Annotated in this window: 14 protein-coding genes; 9 read left to right on the forward strand and 5 right to left on the reverse strand. The window is 60.6% G+C overall.

Annotated elements, in window-relative coordinates:
• Positions 1-170: 170 nt before the first annotated feature.
• On the forward strand, positions 171-1,010 hold the full coding sequence (locus tag J2W17_RS17330) for a 23S rRNA (adenine(2030)-N(6))-methyltransferase RlmJ (RefSeq protein ID WP_307336492.1): 840 nt from the start codon (positions 171-173) through the stop codon (positions 1,008-1,010).
• A gap of 163 nt (positions 1,011-1,173) precedes the next feature.
• Here the strand turns inward: J2W17_RS17330 and msrA are convergent, their stop codons facing one another.
• The 5 genes from msrA to aceE form a co-directional block, all read right to left on the reverse strand.
• Positions 1,174-1,821 carry a peptide-methionine (S)-S-oxide reductase MsrA gene (gene msrA / locus J2W17_RS17335; RefSeq protein ID WP_307336494.1) on the reverse strand — a complete coding sequence of 216 codons (648 nt, stop codon included), beginning with the start codon at positions 1,819-1,821 and terminating at the stop codon, positions 1,174-1,176.
• Positions 1,822-1,991: 170 nt separating this feature from the next.
• Positions 1,992-4,685: a putative bifunctional diguanylate cyclase/phosphodiesterase gene (locus J2W17_RS17340; protein ID WP_307336497.1), complete on the reverse strand. Its 2,694-nt coding sequence runs from the start codon at positions 4,683-4,685 to the stop codon at positions 1,992-1,994.
• 222 nt (positions 4,686-4,907) lie between these two features.
• Positions 4,908-6,302, reverse strand: a complete 1,395-nt coding sequence (locus J2W17_RS17345; RefSeq protein ID WP_307336500.1) for an alkaline phosphatase D family protein — start codon at positions 6,300-6,302, stop codon at positions 4,908-4,910.
• Positions 6,303-6,570: 268 nt separating this feature from the next.
• Positions 6,571-8,529, reverse strand: a complete 1,959-nt coding sequence (gene aceF, locus J2W17_RS17350) for a dihydrolipoyllysine-residue acetyltransferase (RefSeq protein ID WP_307336503.1) — start codon at positions 8,527-8,529, stop codon at positions 6,571-6,573.
• Between the two features lie 11 nt (positions 8,530-8,540).
• Positions 8,541-11,186 (reverse strand): pyruvate dehydrogenase (acetyl-transferring), homodimeric type, encoded by a 2,646-nt coding sequence (aceE, locus tag J2W17_RS17355; protein ID WP_307336506.1) that lies wholly within the window; start codon positions 11,184-11,186, stop codon positions 8,541-8,543.
• Positions 11,187-11,569: 383 nt separating this feature from the next.
• On the opposite strand from aceE, the gene glnE reads away from it, so the two are divergent.
• The 8 genes from glnE to J2W17_RS17395 all read left to right on the forward strand — a co-directional run bounded on the left by glnE (position 11,570) and on the right by J2W17_RS17395 (position 21,647).
• Positions 11,570-14,506: a bifunctional [glutamate--ammonia ligase]-adenylyl-L-tyrosine phosphorylase/[glutamate--ammonia-ligase] adenylyltransferase gene (gene glnE / locus J2W17_RS17360; RefSeq protein WP_307336510.1), complete on the forward strand. Its 2,937-nt coding sequence runs from the start codon at positions 11,570-11,572 to the stop codon at positions 14,504-14,506.
• A gap of 183 nt (positions 14,507-14,689) precedes the next feature.
• Positions 14,690-15,724, forward strand: a complete 1,035-nt coding sequence (waaF, locus tag J2W17_RS17365) for a lipopolysaccharide heptosyltransferase II (RefSeq protein WP_307336513.1) — start codon at positions 14,690-14,692, stop codon at positions 15,722-15,724.
• Complete coding sequence (gene waaC, locus J2W17_RS17370; protein ID WP_307336516.1) at positions 15,725-16,786, forward strand: lipopolysaccharide heptosyltransferase I; 1,062 nt, start codon at positions 15,725-15,727, stop codon at positions 16,784-16,786. It abuts the gene before it with no gap.
• A complete protein-coding gene (locus J2W17_RS17375) occupies positions 16,786-17,910 on the forward strand; it encodes a glycosyltransferase family 4 protein (RefSeq protein ID WP_307336519.1) in 1,125 nt (374 codons plus the stop codon). Before waaC ends, J2W17_RS17375 begins: the two co-directional genes overlap by 1 nt.
• Positions 17,907-18,713 (forward strand): lipopolysaccharide core heptose(I) kinase RfaP, encoded by an 807-nt coding sequence (gene rfaP / locus J2W17_RS17380; RefSeq protein ID WP_307336522.1) that lies wholly within the window; start codon positions 17,907-17,909, stop codon positions 18,711-18,713. The genes J2W17_RS17375 and rfaP overlap by 4 nt, the downstream gene beginning before the upstream one ends.
• A complete protein-coding gene (locus J2W17_RS17385) occupies positions 18,713-19,447 on the forward strand; it encodes a lipopolysaccharide kinase InaA family protein (protein ID WP_307336524.1) in 735 nt (244 codons plus the stop codon). The genes rfaP and J2W17_RS17385 overlap by 1 nt, the downstream gene beginning before the upstream one ends.
• On the forward strand, positions 19,444-20,196 hold the full coding sequence (locus J2W17_RS17390; protein ID WP_307336527.1) for a lipopolysaccharide kinase InaA family protein: 753 nt from the start codon (positions 19,444-19,446) through the stop codon (positions 20,194-20,196). The genes J2W17_RS17385 and J2W17_RS17390 overlap by 4 nt, the downstream gene beginning before the upstream one ends.
• Positions 20,196-21,647 carry a lipopolysaccharide kinase InaA family protein gene (locus tag J2W17_RS17395; protein WP_307336531.1) on the forward strand — a complete coding sequence of 484 codons (1,452 nt, stop codon included), beginning with the start codon at positions 20,196-20,198 and terminating at the stop codon, positions 21,645-21,647. Before J2W17_RS17390 ends, J2W17_RS17395 begins: the two co-directional genes overlap by 1 nt.
• The last annotated feature ends 125 nt before the right edge of the window (positions 21,648-21,772 follow it).

Below are 21,772 nucleotides of genomic sequence, written 5' to 3' on the forward strand. Positions count from 1 at the left end.
AGAAGGGGCGGCGAAATATCAGGGTGAGGTCGACGGACGTGTACTTCAGGTCGTAGCGGTTCATGAGCGTGTTCGGTCCGCGCAGGGTTGCCGCAACCGCCCGCTCGGCTGCGAATCCCTGACGTCCAGCCCGGTACAAGGTAAACTTGGCGCCCTTCGCAGGAGCAGCCATGAATTATCGTCACGCCTTCCATGCCGGCAATCACGCCGATGTGTTCAAACACCTGACCTTGACCCGCCTCATTGCCTTGATGTCGCGCAAGGAACAGCCGTTTGCCTATCTCGACACCCACGCTGGCATTGGCCTGTATGACCTGCAGGGCGATCAGGCCAGCCGTACCGGTGAGTACCTGGAAGGCATCGCGCGGTTGTGGGATCAGCCGGATCTACCGGCATTGACCGCCGATTACATGAAGGTGCTGCACGAGATGAACCCGGATGGCCAGTTGCGCTATTACCCGGGATCGCCGGAGTTGGCGCGGCGCCTGACCCGAGCGCAGGATCGAGTGTTACTAAACGAGAAGCACCCCGAAGACGGTGTATTGCTCAAGGACAACATGAAGGGCGATCGTCGGGTGAAGGTGCACCTGGGCGAAGGCTGGCACGTGCCGCGGGCAATGTTGCCGGTGCCGGAGAAACGCGCGGTGATGTTGATCGATCCGCCGTTCGAGCAGCTCGATGAGATGCAGCGCTGTGCGGCGTCGTTGAAAGAGGCGATCGGCCGGATGCGCCAGACCGTGGCGGCCATCTGGTATCCGGTGAAGGATCAGCGCCTGTTGCGGCGTTTTTATCAGGACCTGGCAGGCACAGGCGCGCCGAAGTTGTTGCGGGTGGAGCTGCTGGTGCATCCGCTGGATACGCCGAACAGTCTCAATGGCTCGGGGTTGGCGATTGCCAATCCGCCGTGGGGGCTTGAGGAAGAATTGCGTGAGTTGCTGCCGTGGTTGTCCAAAAAGCTTGGGCAGACTCAGGGTGGGTGGCAGATGGATTGGTTGATTGCCGAGAGTTGAATTGTTGCATGAGTGGCGTCTGATCCGACGCCATCGCTGCGGTGTGGCGATCCAGACACATAACCCCCTGTAGGAGCTGGCTTGCCAGCGAAGGCGGCCCCGAGCCTTGCATTGCCCATGAAGACGCCTTCGCCAGCAAGCCGGCTCCTACAGGGGGCCTGTGTCAGATCGGGCAGGTCACGCCTGTGCCGCCAATCCCGCAGTAGCCTTCAGGATTCTTGGCCAGGTACTGCTGGTGATACGCCTCGGCGAAGTAGACCGTCGGGGCTTGTTCGATTTCGGTGGTGATGGTGCCTTTGCCGGCCTTGGTCAATTCGACCTGGAACACTTCTTTGCTGTGTTCGGCGGCGGCCAACTGCGCCGGGCTTGTGGCGTAGATGACCGATCGATACTGGGTGCCGATGTCGTTGCCCTGACGCATGCCCTGGGTCGGGTTGTGCAGTTCCCAGAACATCTTCAGTAGCTCGTCGTAGCTGGCTTTTTCCGGCTCGTAGACCACCAGCACGACTTCGGTGTGCCCGGTCAGGCCCGAGCAGACTTCTTCGTAGGTCGGGTTCGGCGTGAAGCCACCGGCATACCCCACCACGGTGCTGACTACGCCTTCACGCTGCCAGAAGCGACGTTCCGCACCCCAAAAGCAACCCAGGCCGAAGATTGCAAAGTCGACATTGGTGGCGAACGGGCCCAGTAGCGGGGCGTCGTGGACGAAATGTTTTTCCGGCAGGGACATTGGCGTTTCACGGCCGGGCAGAGCTTGTTCTTTGGTAGGGAGCACGTTTTTGTTTACCAGAATTTCCGAGCGCAGAACCATTATCAGTCCTCTCAGTCAGGTTGAATGTGAATTGTCAGACATGCAGTTTGCCCAATGCCGGCCGGTTACGCACTACCTTGTGGGAGCGGGCTTGCTCGCGAAAGCGGTGTGACAGTCAACATCAATGTTGTGAGATAGACCGTATTCGCGAGCAAGCCCGCTCCCACAGGTCAGGCGATCGGGCCACGCGGGTAGCGTTTGAGCTTTTCGATCAGATCGGCGCCCGGAATCGGTCGATCGAACAGGTAGCCCTGACCGACGTCGCAACGGTGGCGCCGCAGGAAAGCCAGCTGCTCGGCCGTCTCGATGCCTTCAGCCACGACCTTGATTTTCAGATTGTGGGCCATGGCAATCACCGCGGAGGTGATTTCCATATCGTCCTGGTTGTCGGGGATTTCATGGATGAAGCTTCGATCGATCTTGATGATGTCGATCGGGAATTTTTTCAGGTAGCTGAGCGAGGAGTAACCGGTCCCGAAATCGTCCATGGCCAGGGTCAGGCCCAGGCGTTTGAGTTGGTCGAGCTGCAAATGGGTGTCTTCGGTGGCTTCGAGCAGCAGGCCCTCTGTCAATTCAAGCTCCAGCAGATTCGCCGGCAATGCTTCTTCCTTGAGGATACTGGCGATGGACGCCACCAGGTCCGGGTCTGAGAACTGTTTGGGCGACAGATTGATCGCCACCTGAAGATTGCCCAGGCCCGCGGCCGTCAGGTCCTTGCTCATGCGGCAGGCCTGGCGTGCGATCCATTTACCGATCGGGATGATCAGGCCGGTTTCTTCGGCGACGCTGATGAACTGATCCGGGCGGATCATGCCTTTTTCCGGATGGTTCCAGCGCAGCAAGGCTTCCATCCCCAGCAGGCGACCGCTACGCAGGCAGAGCTTGGGCTGATAAAACACGTCCAGTTCGTTCTGGGTCAGGGCGCGGCGCAGGTTGTTTTCGACGAACAGCTTGTAGCTGGCCTCGGCGTTCAACGCTTCGGTAAACACCTGGACCTGATGTTTGCCATTGGCCTTGGCCTTGTGCAGTGCCAGCCCGGCGTTGCGCATCAGGGTCTGCGGGTCGCGCCCGTGCAGCGGCGCGCAGGCCAGCCCCACGGAACCGGTAACGCTGATCAATTGGTTGTCGACGAACATCGGCTTGTCGAGGGTCGCCAGCAACTGGTTGGCGACTTGCTGGCCTGCCGAGATGTCGGTGTTGTCCAGCAGCACAGCGAATTCGTTGCTGGCAAAGCGCGCCAGACTGCCACTCGGGCTGAGGCTGTTGCGCAGCCGCCGGGCCAGGCTGATCAGCAACTTGTCACCGGTCTGATGGCCAAGGCTGTCGTTGATCCGCTTGAAGTTGTCGATGTCCACCAGCAACAGGCTGATCGGCGTATCGCGGTCCCGGGCGAAGCGTTCATCGAGGTTGCGGATGAATGCCGGGCGGTTGCCGAGGTTGGTCAGGTTGTCGGTGTAGGCCAGGCGCTCGATGCGCTGCTGGGCAAGCTTGGTCTGGGTGATGTCTTCGTAGATGCCGATGTAATGGGTCAACTCGCGGTTGTCACCATAGACTTTGGAAATCGACAACTGACCCCAGTAGGGTTCGAGGTTTTTGCGCCGGCTTTTGAATTCACCTTGCCAGCTGTTGCTCATGGTCAGCGCAGACGGGGCGTCAAACAACAGTTCGCTGAGGTTTGCCAGCGCCGGCAGTTCCGACAGTCGCTGGCCGTGGACTTCATCGGTGGTGTACTGAGTGATCTCGGTGAAGCTCGGGTTGACGTACTCCACCACACCGTCGCAATTGACCAGCAGGAAGGCGTTGGCGCTTTGTTCCACCGCACGCTGGAACAGGTGCAAGGCGCTGGTGGCGGTGCGGCGCTTGTGGTTGTTGATGACCTGGGCAAACTGATCCGCCAGCTCGCCCGCGAAGGCGATTTCATCCGACTGCCAGGGACGGGTCGTCCCGGTCTGTTCAAGACAGAGCACGCCGACGACCTGGCCATCGACACGAATACTGGCGTCGAGCATGGCATTCACGTCGCGCGGGCGCAGGCTTTCGGCCATTACCCGGGTGCGCGGGTCACGCATGGCGTTGTGGGCGTCAATGGCGCGGCTTCCATGCAGGGCTTCCATGTAATCGGGGAAGCCACTGACGTCGATCGACTCTGGCAGTTGATATTCCTGGGTGGCGCGGTGATAGGCCGAGATGGGCGAGAGTTGCGAACCTTCGAGGTTCCACAGGCTGGCGCAGTCGATTTCGTAGATCTCGCAGGCGCTACGGGTGATCAGTTGGGCCGCTTCATGCAGGGAGTTGTTGGAGCTGTAGCGTTGGCGGGTCAGCAGCAGGATCAGGTCTTGTTGGGCGCGCACCCGGTCCAGGTGCAGGAGTTGGTCCTGCTGGGCGCGCTGATTGAGTTCCAGCGCGATCTGCAGGCGCGAGTTCTGGGTTTCCAGATCCAGCGTCGTCAGTCGTTGTTCTTCCGCGAATAATCCGTCTGCGACCATCAGGTAGCCGCGCAGCAGGTGGCGATTGTGCTGTCGGTAGGCTTCGCCGAGTTCGAGCAGGTTCAGGGAGCCTTTGGCGGTGTGCAGAGTATAGCGCACCAGGTAATGCGGGCTGGTACTGAGTTGCAATTGAATCGCGTCGTGCAGTCGATAGCGCGCTTCGGGCTCCATCAGGCTGGCGTAAGGCGAGTCGACCAGGGCACAAAGCTCCGTGGCCGGCTGACCAAACTGTCGTTCGCAATTGGGGTCCAGAAACAACAGCGCCCAGCTCGGTTCATTCAGCCGTTCGAAACGCAGCATGCCCAGCCGCGAGGGCACAGGCAACTGCGTCACTACCTCGGCCACCATACGGCTGGCGGCATCGGGCTGGCTTTTCATGAGGGGAGACTCGCTTCGAAGGTGCTGGTCGCGCCGGGCTCGCGCCCTCTTTTCTGTTGCGTGACGCAAGGTTGCATCATTGCGCCACCGCCTGACAAGAGAGATGAAAGCCAAGTGCTATAAGAATGTGTCGGCAGGGAGCAGGAATTCTGCAAGGGCGGTACGAAAGTAGTGTTCCAGCCCGTAAGGGTCGCAGCACGGCAGGCTGCGACCGGGAAGTTTTCAGCGCAATGGAATGTCGATTCTCTGCAACAGGTTGCCCGTCCTGCCGTGATAGCTGATGCAAATCTTTGCAGTTTCGATCACCAGATGGGCAAAGTTGTCCTGGCTGACCACCTCGCCGGCCAGCTCATGGCGATACTCGCCCGATTCGGTTTTGGCCAATGGCTGATCGAGAACGAAGCTGGAAACCTTGGCATAGGGCAACATTTTGCTGTTGCTCAGCGGCGATGACACCAGGGTGTGAATCTCGAATTCCGGGTCCTCGCTGTGGGTCATTCGGCTGACCAGCGAGCCATGCACGTCGCCCGAGACGATAAAGACGTTCCTGAGGCGGTGCTTGCGGATGGTTTCCAGCAGGCGCAGTCGTTGCTCGGGAAACCCTTTCCAGCCATCCTCAGCGCCTTTTATCAGGTCGGGGTACAGCATTACGCTGGTGACCACGAACTTGACCCGGGCGGTGCTGTTGATCAGCCACTCGCACAGTGCGTGCTCCTGCTCTTGATCAATCATGCGTCGGTCATTGCCTGCGAGATTGCGCCGGGTGCGGCAATCGATGACGAACCATTCGATATCTCCCTCGGAAAACTGATACCAATATCGCTCGGATGCTGGATTGATCTGGCCGTTATCGAGCAGTGGGTGAGTCGGGCTGTGGCTGGCCTGATATAGCTCGTAAGCGAGCATTGCATTTTTATACATATAATCGTCACCAGGTTTTCTCCTGGCCGGCCAGTTGTCCTCTATTTCATGATCGTCAAGAATCATGTAAGTGGGAATTGTGGACATCAGCTGACTTATATTGGGTTGGGAAAAAGCCGTGCGATATCTGACGAGCATTTGATTGAGCTCGCGGTCGGGAGCAATTGCGTTCAAGTCATCCAGATAAACCTGGTCGCCGATCATCAACATTGCGCTGACAGGAGGATCACTTTGCTTTGCCAGCGTTGTGATCGAGGCGAAAATCCGGTCGCTGAGGTGCGGCAATATCGGTACTCCGCCAGTCAACTGCAGGTATCGGCACGAGCCGAAGATATAAGCGCGTGGTTGATTGGCTTCATCGGAAGGCGTGCGAAACTGGTAAATGTCCTGGGGCCATTGCAGTGGAAGCTCCGCGACTGTCTCCAGGGTATGCGCCGGGCTTGCAAGGCTGAACCAGCCGGCCTGGTATTCGTATTCAGTGTCGGCAACGAGATCATTGAGGGCAATGACCTGGGACATGTCGCGTACGGATTCGAGTTTGGTAAAAACGCTATCCAGCCAACGTTGGTCTCCCCGCGGTCGATATCGGATACCGGCAAATGTCCGGGCGTTCATCTGGAACTTGCCACGCACAAAAATACGCACGTGGTTAATTGTCGTGTGGCCAATAATCGGGCCGACCGTTGGTTTGAACATACTAGAGTCCATTCAGTGTTGCGCTTATCAATCGACTATTGATTTGGCGCGCATCGTTAGAGTCGTCTCATCAAGACTATTGATTGGACCCTAAAAAATACTGGGCAGAAATGGACTGGAGTTGTGGGCGATATCAGCCACAACTGTAGGAAGTAAAAACATCAGACAAAAAAAAGCCCCGCCAAATGGGCGGGGTTGAGGTACGAGCGTGGCGCTCGGAAAACGTGGAACGCAACGGGCCCTCCGGTGAAGGAGGGCCGGTGGCGTGTTACAGCAGGATGGTGCGGATGTCCGCCAGCAGGGCGCTCAAACGCTGGGTGAAGCGTGCTGCAGCAGCGCCGTTGATCACTCGGTGATCGTAGGACAGCGACAGTGGCAGCATGAGTTTCGGCTGGAAGGCTTTGCCGTCCCAGACTGGCTGGATGGTTGCCTTGGAGACACCGAGGATTGCCACTTCCGGCGCGTTGACGATCGGCGTGAAGCCGGTGCCGCCAATGTGGCCGAGGCTGGAAATGGTGAAGCAGGCGCCTTGCATGTCGTCAGCGGTGAGCTTCTTGTCGCGGGCCTTGGCCGCCAGTACGGCTGCTTCGGCCGCCAGCTGCAACAGGCTCTTCTGGTCGACGTTCTTGATGACCGGTACCAGCAGGCCATCTGGCGTATCGACCGCGAAACCGATGTTCACGTATTTCTTGCGGATGATCGCCTTGCCACTTGGTGCCAGCGAACTGTTGAAGTCCGGCAGCTCCTTGAGCATGTGCGCGCAGGACTTGAGCAGTAGCGGCAGGATGGTCAGCTTGACGCCGGCCTTTTCCGCGACGGCTTTCTGAGCGACCCGGAAGGCTTCCAGCTCAGTGATATCAGCCGAATCGAACTGAGTCACGTGCGGAATGTTCAGCCAGCTGCGATGCAGGCTCGACGCGCCGATTTGCATCAGGCGGGTCATTGGCACTTCTTCGATTTCGCCGAAACGGCTGAAGTCGACGACCGGAATCGGCGGGATGCCCGCGCCACCGGTTGCACCGCTCGCGGCGGCCGGTGCTTCCTTGGCCTTCTGCATCATGGCCTTGACGTAAACCTGCACGTCTTCCTTGAGGATGCGACCGTGCGGACCGCTGGCGCCGACCGCGTTCAGCTCGACGCCGAATTCACGAGCCAGCTGGCGAACAGCCGGGCCTGCGTGAACCTTGGCGCCGGGCTTGGCCGGTGCTGCAGCCGGTGCCGCGGGTGCCGCAGCAGCCGGCGCAGCGGCGGCTGGAGCTGGAGCTGGAGCTGGAGTGCCAGGAGCCGCAGCGGCAGCAGCGGCCGGAGCGGCAGCAGGCGCGGCGCCTTTGACTTTCAGTTTCAGGATCAGGTCGCCGGTACCGACTTCGTCGTCCAGCTTGATGGAAACGCTTTCCACCACGCCTGCGGCAGGCGATGGAATTTCCATGCTTGCCTTATCGGATTCCAGGGTGATCAGCGACTGGTCGGCTTCAACGGTGTCGCCGGCCTTGACCAGGACTTCGATGATCTTGGCCTTGCCCGCCGAACCGATGTCCGGGACATGAATGTCCTGAACCGTGTCGGCAGCCGGGGCCGCCGGGGCCGCAGCGGCGGGTGCCGGAGCAGCGGCGGCAGGCGCAGCAGCCTGGGCAGGCGCGGCAGCAGCCGGTGCCGCAGCGCCCGCCACTTCCAGATCCAGAATCAGATCGCCAGTGCCGACTTCGTCGTTGAGCTTGACGCTGATGGCCTTGACCACGCCAGCGACAGGCGACGGGATTTCCATGCTGGCCTTGTCGGATTCCAGGGTGATCAGCGACTGATCAGCCTCGACGGTGTCGCCGACCTTGACCTGGATCTCGATGATCTGGGCTTTGCCCGACGAACCGATGTCCGGCACGTGCACTTGCTGAACCGAAGCGGCAGCAGGCGCGGCGGCAGGTGCAGCAGCCGGTGCAGCTTCAGCCTTGGCAGCCGGCGCAGCAGCGGCAGGCGCAGGGGCCGCAGCAGCGGCACCTTCGACTTCCAGCTCCAGCAGTTCGTCGCCTTCTTTCAGGCGATCGCCCAGCTTCACTTTCAGGCTCTTGATGATGCCGGCTTTCGGCGCAGGCACTTCCATGCTCGCCTTGTCCGACTCAAGTGTCAGGATGCTCTGCTCGGCTTCGATACGGTCGCCGACCTTCACAAACAGTTCAATTACTTCACCTTCACCGCTGCCGATGTCAGGTACGCGAATGAGTTCGCTCACAGAGTGTCTCCTCAGCAGTCCAGTGGGTTGCGTTTTTCCGGGTTGATCCCGAACTTGGCGATGGCTTCAGACACCACTTTAGGTTCGATATCACCACGGTCAGCCAGTGCTTCCAGGGCTGCCAACACCACGAAATGACGGTCGACTTCGAAGAAGTGACGCAGCTTCTTGCGGCTGTCACTGCGGCCGAAACCGTCGGTGCCCAGGACTTTGAATTCCTTGGACGGGACCCACTGACGAATTTGCTCGGCGAACAGCTTCATGTAGTCGGTAGACGCGATGACCGGACCTTTACGGCCGTTCAGGCACTCTTCGACATAGCTCAGTTGAGGCTTCTGGCCCGGGTGCAGACGGTTGCTGCGCTCGACGGCCAAGCCATCGCGACGCAGTTCGTTGAAGCTGGTAACGCTCCAGACGTCAGCGCCGACGTTGAACTGTTCACGCAGGATCTTCGCCGCTTCACGGACTTCACGCAGGATGGTGCCGGAGCCCATCAGCTGAACGTGGTGCGCCGCTTCGCGGGTGTCTTCTTCGAGCAGGTACATGCCCTTGATGATGCCTTCTTCGACACCGGCCGGCATGGCTGGCTGTTGGTAAGACTCGTTCATCACGGTGATGTAGTAGAAGACGTCCTGTTGCTGTTCGGTCATCTTCTTCATGCCGTCCTGGATGATCACCGCCAGCTCGTAGCCGTAGGTTGGATCAAAGGTGCGGCAGTTCGGGATGGTGGCAGCCAGGATGTGGCTGTGACCGTCTTCGTGTTGCAGGCCTTCGCCGTTCAGCGTGGTCCGGCCTGCGGTACCGCCGATCAGGAAGCCACGGGTGCGGCTGTCGCCAGCGGCCCAGGCGAGGTCGCCGATACGCTGGAAACCGAACATCGAATAGAAGATGTAAAACGGCAGCATCGGCTGGTTGTGGCTGGAGTACGAAGTACCGGCAGCGATGAAGGAGCTCATGGCGCCCGCTTCGTTGATGCCTTCTTCGAGGATCTGGCCTTTCTTGTCTTCCTTGTAGAACATCACCTGGTCTTTATCGACTGGCTCGTAGAGCTGGCCGACGGAGGAGTAAATGCCCAACTGGCGGAACATGCCTTCCATACCGAAGGTACGGGCTTCGTCCGGAATGATCGGGACGATGCGCGAACCGATTTCCTTGTCCTTGACCAGCTGCGCGAGGATCCGCACGAAGGCCATGGTGGTGGAAATTTCACGGTCGCCCGAGCCGTCCAGGATTGCCTTGAGGGTATCCAGCGGTGGCGTCGGGATGTCGAAGCTCTTGGCGCGGCGCTGTGGCACGAAACCGCCCAGTGCAGTGCGGCGCTCGCTCAGGTAGCGGGCTTCGGCGCTGTTCGGCTCCGGCTTGAAGAACGGCAGGTTTTCCAGTTCTTCGTCCTTGACCGGAATGTCGAAGCGATCACGGAACAACTTCAGGCTGTCGACATCGACTTTCTTGGTGTTGTGCGCAGTGTTTTTCGCTTCGCCAGCACCTGTGCCATAACCCTTGATGGTCTTGGCCAGGATGACGGTCGGTTGTTCTTTGTGGTTGACCGCTTCGTGGTACGCCGCGTAGACCTTGTACGGGTCGTGGCCGCCACGGTTGAGCTTCCAGATCTCGTCGTCGGACAGATCGGCAACCATCGCCTTGAGTTCTGGCGAGTTGAAGAAGTGCTCACGCACGAATGCGCCGTCTTTGGCTTTGTAGTTCTGGTACTCGCCGTCGATGACTTCGTCCATGCGACGTTGCAGGATGCCGTCGACGTCCTTGGCCAGCAGTGGGTCCCAGAAACGGCCCCAGATGACTTTGGTCACGTTCCACTGCGCACCGCGGAACACGCCTTCGAGTTCCTGGATGATCTTGCCGTTGCCGCGAACCGGGCCATCGAGGCGCTGCAGGTTGCAGTTGATGACGAAGATCAGGTTGTCGAGCTTCTCGCGGCCGGCCAGCGAGATCGCGCCCAGGGATTCCGGCTCGTCGCACTCGCCATCGCCCAGGAAGCACCAGACTTTCTGCTTGCCTTCAGGGATGAAGCCACGGGCTTCCAGGTACTTCATGAAACGTGCCTGGTAGATCGCCTGGATCGGGCCCAGACCCATGGATACGGTCGGGAATTGCCAGAAGTCAGGCATCAGCCAAGGGTGCGGATAGGACGACAGGCCCTGACCGTCGACTTCCTGGCGGAAGTTGTTCATCTGGTCTTCGGTGATGCGGCCTTCCATGAACGCGCGGGCGTAGACGCCTGGCGAGGTGTGGCCCTGGAAGTAGATCAGGTCGCCGCCGTGCTCGTCGGTCGGAGCCTGGAAGAAGTAGTTGAAGCCGATGTCATACAGGGTCGCACTGGAAGCGAAGCTGGAGATGTGACCACCCAGGTCAGAATCTTTCAGGTTCGTACGCATTACCATGGCCATCGCGTTCCAGCGTACCAACGAGCGAATGCGGCGTTCCATGAACAGGTCGCCAGGCATGCGTGCTTCGTGGGTAACGGGGATGGTGTTGCGGTACGGCGTGGTGATGGCGTAAGGCAACTGCGAACCGCTGCGGGTCGCGAGTTCACCCATACGGGTCATCAGATAGTGAGCACGGTCTTCGCCTTCTTTGTCGAGAACCGATTCCAGGGCGTCCAGCCATTCCTGGGTTTCGACGGGATCGAGGTCTTGCATGGCTTGCTCCAGGGCGGAAAGGCTTCCAGAATCGGTTGCCTGAGTTTGCGACTGGCCTTGTGGGCAGACGATATAAATTCTTGGATTGCCGAGAGGTAGTTCCGGCGGCGTGTAGTTTTACTACAAATCATCGGGCATTTCAGCCTTTCGAATGTATAGACGAGTAGTAAAACTACAGATGAGTGGCTTGTCGCCTCCAGCTGCGTTGTGAGAATAATCGTTAAGGTTGGTCTTTTGCCAACCAGAAAAGGTGAAAGCTTGATGCTGTCTGCCAAAAATGAAGAAATTTCCGCTATTTCTAACCTTTGTTCGACAGTCGATCAGGTAGTGTGTTTTCGAAAATCACTACATGCAGCCCTCTACACGCCGACCAAGGATAGACCATGAGCCTCCCTTCGCTTGTTGAACTGCCCGCCGGCCTCCTGCCGTTTGTCTCCCGCGCCGAGCAGTCGTTCCGTACGGCCGCCGCCGGGCTGGACGACGACCAGGGTCTGTCCGGCTGGCCACCTGAGCGCTGGGCTCAATTCGCCCGGGTCACCGCTGCCAGCGACTTCGTGATTGAACAAACTGCGCGCGACCCTTCCATGTTGCTGGAGCTGGTGCAGTCCGGGGAACTGGACCGCAGTTATGCGCCCGGTGAGTTGTGCGGGCAGATTGCAGCCGCGGTGAGTTCGGTTGAAACCGACGATGAACTCGGTCGGGTCCTGCGCCGCCAGCGAAATCGCCACCAGGTGCGAATCATCTGGCGCGACCTGACCCGTCAGGCCGATCTGGTCCAGACCTGCCGCGACCTCTCGGACATGGCCGATGCCAGCATCGATCAGGCCTATCAGTGGTTGTACTCGCGGCATTGCCAGCAATTCGGCGTGCCGACCGGCCGGCGCAGTGGCGAACCGCAACAGATGGTCATCCTCGGCATGGGCAAGCTCGGCGCGGTGGAGCTCAACCTGTCGTCGGACATCGACCTGATCTTTGCCTACCCCGAGGGTGGAGAAACCGTCGGCGTGAAGCGTTCGCTGGATAACCAGGAGTTTTTCATTCGTCTCGGCCAGCGTCTGATCAAGGCGCTCGACCCGATGACGGTCGATGGCTTCGTGTTCCGCGTCGACATGCGCCTGCGGCCATACGGCTCGTCAGGCGCACTGGTGCTGAGCTTCAACGCACTGGAGCAGTATTACCAGGATCAGGGCCGCGACTGGGAACGCTACGCCATGATCAAGGCGCGGGTGGTGGCCGGCGATCAAGTGGCCGGCGCGCAGTTGCTCGACCTGTTGCGGCCGTTCGTTTACCGGCGTTATCTGGACTTTTCGGCCATTGAAGCGCTGCGCACCATGAAGCAGCTGATCCAGCAGGAAGTCCGACGCAAGGGCATGGCCGACAATATCAAGCTCGGCTCCGGCGGGATCCGAGAGGTCGAATTTATCGCCCAGGCCTTTCAGTTGATTCACGGTGGTCGCGACCTGAGTCTGCAGCAACGTCCTCTATTGAAAGTACTGAGCACCCTGCAAGACCAGGGTTATTTGCCGCCGGTGGTGATCAGCGAACTGCGCGAAGGCTACGAATTCCTGCGCTACACCGAACACGCCATCCAGGCGATTGCCGACCGTCAGACCCAGATGCTGCCGGACAGCGCTCAGGATCAGGCGCGCATTGCCTTTATGTTGGGTTTCGACGATTGGGCCGCTTTCCATGAGCAGCTCATGTATTGGCGCGGTCGGGTGGCGTGGCACTTCGCTCAGGTGATCGCCGACCCCGACGAAGAACAGGGCAGCGAAAGCGAAGTGGTGGTCGGCGGTGAATGGCTGCCGCTGTGGGAAGAAGCCCAGAACGAAGAAGCGGCCTGCCGCCAATTGGAAGAGGGCGGGTTCACCGATGCCACCAAGGCGCTGAAAGCCTTGGCCGGCCTGCGCGGCAGCCCGCAGCTGCGCGCCATGCAGCGCCTGGGACGCGAGCGCCTCGATGCCTTCATCCCGCGCTTGCTGGCGCAAGCCGTGGAACACGCCAACCCCGATCTGGTGTTGGAGCGGGTGCTGCCATTGGTTGAAGCCGTGGCCCGTCGTTCTGCATACCTGGTGCTGCTGACCGAAAATCCCGGCGCGCTGCGGCGCTTGCTGACCCTGTGCGCCGCGAGCCCGTGGATCGCCGAACAAATCACGCGCTTCCCGCTGCTGCTCGATGAACTGCTCAACGAAGGCCGGCTGTTCAAGCCGCCCTTGGCGCCGGAACTGGCCGCCGAGTTGCGCGAGCGCCTGACCCGGATTCCCGAGGACGACCTCGAACAACAGATGGAGGCCCTGCGGCATTTCAAACTGGCGCACCGCTTGCGGGTGGCGGCCTCGGAAATCGCCGGCAGCCTGCCATTGATGAAAGTCAGCGATTACCTGACCTGGCTCGCCGAAGCGATTCTCGAACAAGTGTTGGCCTTGGCCTGGCGCCAGACCGTGGCGAAGTACGGCACGCCACTGCGTACTGACGGCACGGTGTGCGATCCAGGGTTTGTCATCGTCGGTTACGGGAAAGTCGGTGGCCTGGAATTGGGGCACGGTTCGGACCTGGACCTGGTGTTCATCCACGACGGCGATCCGCAGGCGGAAACCGACGGGCCCAAACCTATCGATGGCGCCCAGTTCTTCACTCGGCTCGGGCAGCGGATCATTCACTTGCTGACGACCCAGACCAACTCCGGCCAGCTCTACGAAGTGGACATGCGTCTGCGTCCGTCCGGTGCCTCGGGGTTGCTGGTGAGTTCCCTGGGTGCGTTTGCCCGTTATCAGGAAAACGAAGCCTGGACCTGGGAGCACCAGGCGCTGGTGCGGGCGCGGGTACTGGTGGGCAGCGAAGATGTCGGCCGGGCGTTCGAACAAGTTCGTGCCGCCGTGTTGGGCAAATCACGAGATCTGGCGACCTTGCGCCAGGAGGTCAGCGAGATGCGCGCCAAGATGCGCGATAACCTCGGCAGCAAGAGCACCGCGGCAGGCACCGGGGCAAATGCCTTCGAGGCCACGGCGCCATTCGATCTCAAGCAAGACGCCGGAGGTATCGTCGATATTGAATTTATGGTGCAATACGCGGCTCTGGCGTGGTCGCAAACGCATCCGTCATTGCTGCGATGGACCGATAACATCCGCATTCTGGAAGGGCTGGAGGAGGAAGGGCTGATGCCCGCCGAAGACGCCAGCCTGTTGCGCGAGGCTTATAAAGCCTACCGCTCCGCCGCCCACCGGCAGGCCTTGCAGAAGGACCCCGGCGTGATACCCGGCGACCAGTTCGCGGACGAACGACGGCAGGTACTGCGGATCTGGCGTGAGCTAGGGTTGTAGGAGCTAGCTTGCTCCGGGCGGCGTTCCGACGATGGTCGTTAACGATGACTCGGCTAACCTGATACCCCGCGGTGTGCTCAGGTTCATCGCGAGCAAGCTCGCTCCTACAGTAGATCTGCAGTGTTTTGTAGAGTTCTCGAGGCGGGGAGGCATATGCCTCCCCGGTTCGTTTATGGAAACCACATGAAAATTCTGATCGTTGGGCCCAGTTGGGTCGGTGACATGGTGATGGCGCAGACACTTTTTCAGTGTCTCAAGCAACGCCACCCGCAATGCGAAATCGACGTGCTGGCCCCCGAGTGGAGCCGGCCGATTCTCGAGCGCATGCCCGAAGTGCGCCAGGCCCTGAGCTTTCCGCTCGGCCACGGCGTCGTGGAGCTGGCGACCCGTCGACGCATAGGCAAATCCCTGGTCGGCCAGTACGACCAGGCGATCCTGTTGCCCAATTCCCTGAAGTCGGCCCTGGTGCCGTTCTTCGCCGGTATCCCGAAACGCACCGGCTGGCGTGGCGAGTTCCGTTATGGCCTGCTCAATGACGTGCGCACGCTGGACAAGGAACGCTACCCACTGATGATCGAGCGCTTCATGGCCCTGGCTTACGAGCCCGGCCTTGAGCTCCCCGAGCCCTATCCGCGGCCGAGCCTGCAAATCGATCCGGTCAGCCGGGAAGCGGCACTGGCCAAATTCGGTCTGGCCCTAGACCGTCCGGTATTGGCGCTGTGCCCCGGTGCCGAGTTCGGCGAATCCAAGCGCTGGCCGTCCGAACACTACGCCAAAGTCGCCGAAGCGAAGATTCGTGAAGGCTGGCAAGTCTGGTTGTTCGGTTCGAAGAACGATCATGCCGTCGGCGAAGACATCCGGTCGCGGCTGATTCCCGGCTTGCGTGAAGAGTCGGTGAACCTCAGCGGCGGCACGTCGCTGGCCGAAGCCATCGACCTGATGTCCTGCGCCGACGCGGTAGTCTCCAACGACTCCGGCCTGATGCATGTCGCCGCTGCGCTGAATCGCCCCCTGGTGGCGGTCTACGGCTCGACCTCGCCGGGTTTCACGCCGCCATTGGCCGAACACGTCGAGATCGTGCGCCTGGGCATCGAATGCAGTCCGTGCTTCGATCGCACGTGCCGCTTCGGGCATTACAACTGCCTGCGTCAGCTGATGCCGCAAGCGGTGAACGAAGCCTTGCAGCGGTTGCAGGGCACTGTGGTCGAGGTCAAATAATTGCGGGTTCTGCTGATCAAGACTTCTTCGCTGGGCGACGTGATCCACGCGTTGCCGGCGCTGACCGACGCGGCGCGAGCGATCCCCGGCATCCAGTTCGACTGGGTGGTGGAAGAGGGCTTTGCCGAAATTCCGACCTGGCACCCGGCTGTGGGCAAGGTGATCCCGGTGGCGATTCGTCGCTGGCGCAAGCATATCTGGCAGACCCTCAAGAGTGGCGAGTGGAAACGCTTCAAGCAAAGCGTTCGCGCCACCCACTACGACTTGGTGATCGATGCCCAGGGCCTGCTGAAAAGCGCGTTGCTGACCCGTTACGTCAAGGCCCCGGTGGCCGGGCTGGACAAGGATTCGGCGCGCGAGCCGATCGCGGCACGCTTTTATTCCCGGCGCCTGGCCGTGGCCCGTGGACAACACGCGGTGGAGCGGGTGCGTCAGCTGTTCGCCGTGGCGTTGGGTTATGACCTGCCCAAAGGGTTGGGCGACTACGGACTGAATGTCGAACGACTGGTGGAACTGCCGCGCAAGAATCCTTACGTAGTGTTCCTGCACGGCACCACCTGGGACACCAAGCACTGGCCTGAAGCCTACTGGCGGGAGCTGGCCGAGCGAGTCGGCTATCTCGGTGTAGCGGTGAAGCTGCCGTGGGGCAATCCGATCGAGAAAGCCCGGGCCGAGCGCATCGCCAAAGACATGAGGCACGTCGAAGTGCTGCCCAAACTGAACCTGGCGGGTGTCGGCAAAGTGCTGGCCGGCGCGCAGGCCTGCGTGGCGGTGGACACCGGTCTCGGTCACCTCGCCGCAGCGCTCGACGTGCCGACTCTGTCGTTGTTCGGGCCGACCAATCCGGGTCTGACCGGTGCCTACGGTAAAGCGCAGATTCACATCGCCAGCGATTTTCCCTGTGCGCCGTGCATGCAAAAGAAATGTACGTATCAACCGACGGCCGAAGATGCCCGTCAGTTCGATCTTAAGCGCGAGTGGCCCCTGTGCTTCACGCGTCTGAACCCCGAGCGTGTCGCGAGCCGATTGAGCACGTTGTTACTGGCTGAGGAGCTGCGCTGATGCAATTGGCATTTGTCTTGTACAAGTACTTTCCTTTTGGCGGCTTGCAGCGTGATTTCATGCGCATCGCCCTGGAATGCCAGCAGCGAGGCCATCAGATTCGCGTCTACACGCTGATCTGGGAAGGCGACATTCCACCGGGCTTCGAAGTGCTGGTGGCGCCGGTCAAGGCGTTGTTCAACCACCGGCGCAATGAAAAGCTCAGCGAGTGGATGGAAGCGGACCTGGCCAAGCGTCCGGTAGACCGTTTGATCGGTTTCAACAAGATGCCGGGCCTGGACGTTTACTACGCCGCTGACGGTTGCTTCGAAGACAAGGCGCAGAATCTGCGCAATTCGCTGTACCGTCGCTGGGGTCGCTACCGGCACTTCTCCGAGTACGAGCGCGCGGTGTTCGCCAAGGACGCCAGGACCGAAGTGCTGATGATTTCCGAAGTGCAGCAGCCGCTGTTCATCAAGCATTACGGCACGCCGCTGCAGCGCTTCCATCTGCTGCCGCCGGGCATCTCTCAAGATCGTCGCGCGCCAGCCAATGCCGCCGAAATTCGTGCCGATTTCCGGCGCGAATTCAACCTGAAGGACGATGAACTGTTGCTGGTGCAGATCGGTTCAGGGTTCAAGACCAAGGGCGTGGATCGCAGCCTCAAGGCGCTGGCCGCATTGCCCGCCAATCTGAAGAAGCGCACCCGGCTATTTGTAATTGGCCAGGACGACCCCAAGTTATTCCAAATGCAAAGCGCTGCCTTGGGGCTTGGCGACAACGTGACGTTCCTCAAGGGCCGTAGCGATATTCCGCGTTTCCTGCTCGGTGCCGATCTGCTGATTCACCCGGCGTACAACGAGAACACCGGGACCGTGTTGCTCGAAGCCGTGGTGGCCGGGTTGCCGGTGTTGGTGAGTGCGGTATGCGGGTATGCCCACTACATTGCCGAGGCCGATGCCGGTCTGGTGCTGGACGAACCTTTCGATCAGGCACAGTTGACGCAATACCTGACCGGTATGTTGAACGACGATCAAGCACGGGCGGCCTGGAGCCGCAACGGTCTGGCTTTCGCCGAGACGGCCGACCTCTATAGCATGCCGCAGCACGCGGCCGATGTGATTCTGGCGGAGCACGTGCAATGAAGTTGATGCTGGCTGAACCGTTCAAGAGCCTCTGGGCCGGACGCGACCCGTTCGTCGAAGTCGAGAAGCTCGAGGGCGAGGTGTACCGCGAGCTTGAGGCGCGCCGCACGCTGCGTACCGTCGTTGACGGCAATGGCTTTTTCGTGAAGATCCACCGCGGCATTGGTTGGGGCGAGATCGTCAAGAACCTGATCACCGTCAAGCTGCCCGTGCTCGGTGCCGGCCAGGAATGGAAAGCCATTCAACGCCTGCAAGAAGTCGGCGTGCCGACCATGACCGCCGTCGCTTACGGCGAGAAAGGCAGCAACCCGGCCGATCAACACTCGTTCATCATTACCGAAGAACTGGCACCTACCATCAGCCTCGAAGATTTCAGCATCAATTGGGTCAAGCAGCCGCCATTGCCCAAGCTCAAGTGTGCGCTGATCGCCGAAGTTGCGCGCATGACCGGCATGATGCACCGCGCCGGCGTCAATCACCGCGACTGTTACATCTGCCACTTCCTGCTGCACACCGACAGGCCGGTAACGGCTGAAGACTTGAAGCTGTCGATAATCGACCTGCACCGCGCCCACACCCGCCCGACGATTACCCAACGCTGGCGTAACAAGGACCTGGCGGCGCTGTATTTTTCGGCGCTGGACATCGGCCTGACCCGTCGCGACAAACTGCGCTTCCTCAAAGGTTATTTCCAGCGGCCCCTGCGGCAGATCCTTGGCGAAGAGGCCGGGTTGCTCAGCTGGCTCGAAGGCAAGGCCAACAAGCTCTATGAGCGAAAACAGCGATATGGGGACGCGCTCTGATGGCGGGTTGGAAACTGGAGCCTGCTTACAGCGATCTGGCAGAAGATTTCGGCAGCCTCGAGGCGGTGTTTGCGCTTGAGGGTGAGCGTTTGACCCGCGACCCGTTGTCCGAAGTCATTCGCGTCAAACGCAATGGCGTCAACTATTACGTCAAGCGCTACGTCGGTGCGGGCAAAGGTCTGCGTCGTTACCTGGGCAAGCCCCGGGTCAAAGCCGAGTGGCAGAACCTCAAGCGCTTCGCCAAATGGGGCATTCCCACGGCCGAGGTCGTGGCCTGGGGCCTGGAGCGGCGCGGTGCGGCTTACGATCGCGGCGCGCTGATCACCCGTGAGCTGCCCAATACCGAAGATCTGTCCGCCCTGGCCGAACGGCATGATCCCAAGCTGGCGGACCGCGCCTGGGTCGACTCCGTCAGTCGACAGTTGGCCAGCTACACCCGGACCATGCACGATCATCGCTTCACCCATAACGATTTGAAGTGGCGCAACCTGTTGATCGACGACCAGGCGCGGTTGTTTCTGATCGACTGCCCCAACGGTGATTTCTGGCGCGGCTTCTGGCTCAAGTACCGTATCACCAAGGATCTGGCCTGCCTGGACAAGGTGGCCAAGTATCAACTGTCGGCCACCCAGCGCCTGCGCTTTTACCTGCAATACCGGCAACGTCCCCGGCTCGATGCGGCAGACAAAAAACGGATCCGCCACGTGGTGAGATTTTTCGAGGGGCGCGAATGACTGATTTTCTCGCCCCTGAAGACCGGGCGCTGCTCGCGCGTCACGGCCTCGACACCTTCGATGCACTCTGGGCCAGGCAACTCGACGCAGTGGATGAGCCCAACACCGCGCGCGGGGGCTGGAGCAGTGTGTATCGGCTTGATCTGGAAGGTCAGGGGTTCTACCTCAAGCGCCAGAGCAACTATCAGATGCGGACCTTGCATGCACCGTTTGGCGAGCCGAGTTTCGCCCGTGAATTTCGCAACATCAGTCGCTATGAACGCTTCGGGATACCCGCATTGAAGGCGGCGTTTTTCGGTGAGCGCAAAGTCGACGGCGAGGTTCGGGCGATTCTGTTGACCCGTGCCCTGGATGGCTGGGATGACCTGGATTCGTTGTTGCAACGCTGGTCGGACTTGAGCGCCGCCCAGCACTCGATGATTCTGCAAGCCTGTGGACAATTGGCCCGGCGCCTTCATGGCGCCCGTCAGGTTCACGGCTGCTTCTACCCCAAGCATATTTTTCTCCAGGCCGCCGGCGAGGGTTATCAGGCCAAGCTGATCGACCTGGAAAAGACCCGCCCGTTACTGTTCGGTTCGCGTGACCGGGCCAAAGACCTGGAGCCGTTGCTGCGCCGGGCGCCACAGTGGAACGACGCGCAGTTGCGCGAGTTGCTGGCTGCCTATCTGGATCAATCCCCGGACAGCACGCTGATCGACAGCTGGCTCGCGCGACTGACCGCGCGACGTAGCCATAAGGAGACCCGCTGATGCGTTTGTCCGAGTTGAAAAATGCTGGCCGCAGTCCTGGCCTGCCATTGAGCATTTCCCTGGCCGATGCCGCCGGCCCTGCCGAGTTGCAGTTGCTGAGCTTGTTACGGGTATTGCCAGGGCAGCGTTATGTCGGCGCGGGTGTCTGGCGTGGTCGGCCGGTGTTGGCCAAATTGTTGGTCGGCAGCAAGGCGGCGCGACATTTTCAGCGTGAACTGGATGGCGTGCGCTTGCTCGCCGCCCAAGGCCTGACCACTCCGCAGCTGTTGGCCGACGGCCTGAAAGAGGGCGAGGGCGGGTGGCTGCTGTTTGATTTTCTTGAAGGCGCCGAGAGCCTGGGGGAGGCCTGGAAGCAGGTCGAGCAGTTGCCCGTGTTGGCAGATGAGCAATCGGCGGTCCTGGCGGATGCGCTGGGCGCGATTGGTCAGCTGCACCGCAAAGGCCTGTGGCAGGAAGACCTGCATCTGGACAATCTGCTGCGCCAGCGCGGCCGGCTGTATTTGATCGATGGCGCGGGCATCCGTGTCGAGACGGCCGGAAAGCCGCTGTCGCGGCAGACTGTGCTGGAAAACCTCGGCGTGTTTTTTGCCCAGTTGCCCAAGTCACTGGAGCCCTTCACCGAAGAGCTGCTGGTGTATTACCTGCTGAGCAACGGCGAGCACGCCCTGCCCATGGAAGCCTTGCAGGCGCAGATCGACAAGGTTCGGCGCTGGCGCCTCAAAGACTTTCTGATCAAGGTCGGCCGCGAATGCACGCTGTTCAGTGTCCAGCGCGGGGCGTTCGGTTTGCGGGCGATTCGCCGCGAGGAAGAAGCCGCGATGCTGCCGGTGCTGGCGCAGGCCGACGCGTTGCTCGACCAGGGTCATCTGTACAAGACCGGCGGTGCGGCGAGCGTCGGCAAGGTTGACGTGGCGGGTCGTACACTGGTGATCAAGCGCTACAACATCAAGGGCTTCGCTCACTGGCTCAAACGCTTCTGGCGTCCGAGCCGGGCCTGGCACTCCTGGCGCGAAGGCCATCGGCTGGCGTTTCTGGGTATTGCCACGCCCAAGCCACTGGCATTGCTGGAAAGGCGGTTTCTCTGGTTGCGCAGCCGGGCTTATCTGATCACCGAGTACTTGTCGGGGCCGGACATCATTGAGCGCTTTGCGCCGTACATTGAGAGTGGCGATGCGCCGGAGGCTGAGCTGGCGGCGCTGGATCATCTGTTTGCGCAGTTGATTAGCGAGCGGATCAGCCATGGGGATTTCAAGGGGCATAACCTGTTCTGGCAGGAGGATCGCTGGGCGCTGATCGACCTGGACTCGATGTGTCAGCATGGCTCTGCGGGCAGCTTTGCCCCGGCGTATGCGCGGGATCGGGCGCGGTTCATGCGTAACTGGCCGGAAAGTAGCGCGCTTTATAAAGTCATCGATCAGCGTCTGCCCAGAGACATCTCCAGCGCTGCCTGAATCGGGTCTTCGACCCTATCGCGGGCAAGCCCGCTCCCACAGGTATGGTGGGTGACGCAGGATTTGAGCAAGACGCGGACACTGTGGGAGCGGGCTTGCCCGCGAAGAGGCCGGCACCTCCAGCG

It is taken from the genome of Pseudomonas lini, assembly GCF_030812475.1.
Classification (GTDB): Bacteria; Pseudomonadota; Gammaproteobacteria; order Pseudomonadales; family Pseudomonadaceae; genus Aquipseudomonas; species Aquipseudomonas lini_A.

Bases quoted from the DNA above. Each gene is read 5' to 3' on its own strand.
- J2W17_RS17330 (WP_307336492.1), top strand. From the start codon at position 171: ATGAATTATCGTCACGCCTTCCATGCCGGCAATCACGCCGATGTGTTC.
- msrA (WP_307336494.1), bottom strand. From the start codon at position 1,821: ATGGTTCTGCGCTCGGAAATTCTGGTAAACAAAAACGTGCTCCCTACC.
- J2W17_RS17340 (WP_307336497.1), bottom strand. From the start codon at position 4,685: ATGAAAAGCCAGCCCGATGCCGCCAGCCGTATGGTGGCCGAGGTAGTG.
- J2W17_RS17345 (WP_307336500.1), bottom strand. From the start codon at position 6,302: ATGTTCAAACCAACGGTCGGCCCGATTATTGGCCACACGACAATTAAC.
- aceE (WP_307336506.1), bottom strand. From the start codon at position 11,186: ATGCAAGACCTCGATCCCGTCGAAACCCAGGAATGGCTGGACGCCCTG.
- glnE (WP_307336510.1), top strand. From the start codon at position 11,570: ATGAGCCTCCCTTCGCTTGTTGAACTGCCCGCCGGCCTCCTGCCGTTT.
- waaF (WP_307336513.1), top strand. From the start codon at position 14,690: ATGAAAATTCTGATCGTTGGGCCCAGTTGGGTCGGTGACATGGTGATG.
- J2W17_RS17375 (WP_307336519.1), top strand. From the start codon at position 16,786: ATGCAATTGGCATTTGTCTTGTACAAGTACTTTCCTTTTGGCGGCTTG.
- rfaP (WP_307336522.1), top strand. From the start codon at position 17,907: ATGAAGTTGATGCTGGCTGAACCGTTCAAGAGCCTCTGGGCCGGACGC.
- J2W17_RS17385 (WP_307336524.1), top strand. From the start codon at position 18,713: ATGGCGGGTTGGAAACTGGAGCCTGCTTACAGCGATCTGGCAGAAGAT.
- J2W17_RS17390 (WP_307336527.1), top strand. From the start codon at position 19,444: ATGACTGATTTTCTCGCCCCTGAAGACCGGGCGCTGCTCGCGCGTCAC.
- J2W17_RS17395 (WP_307336531.1), top strand. From the start codon at position 20,196: ATGCGTTTGTCCGAGTTGAAAAATGCTGGCCGCAGTCCTGGCCTGCCA.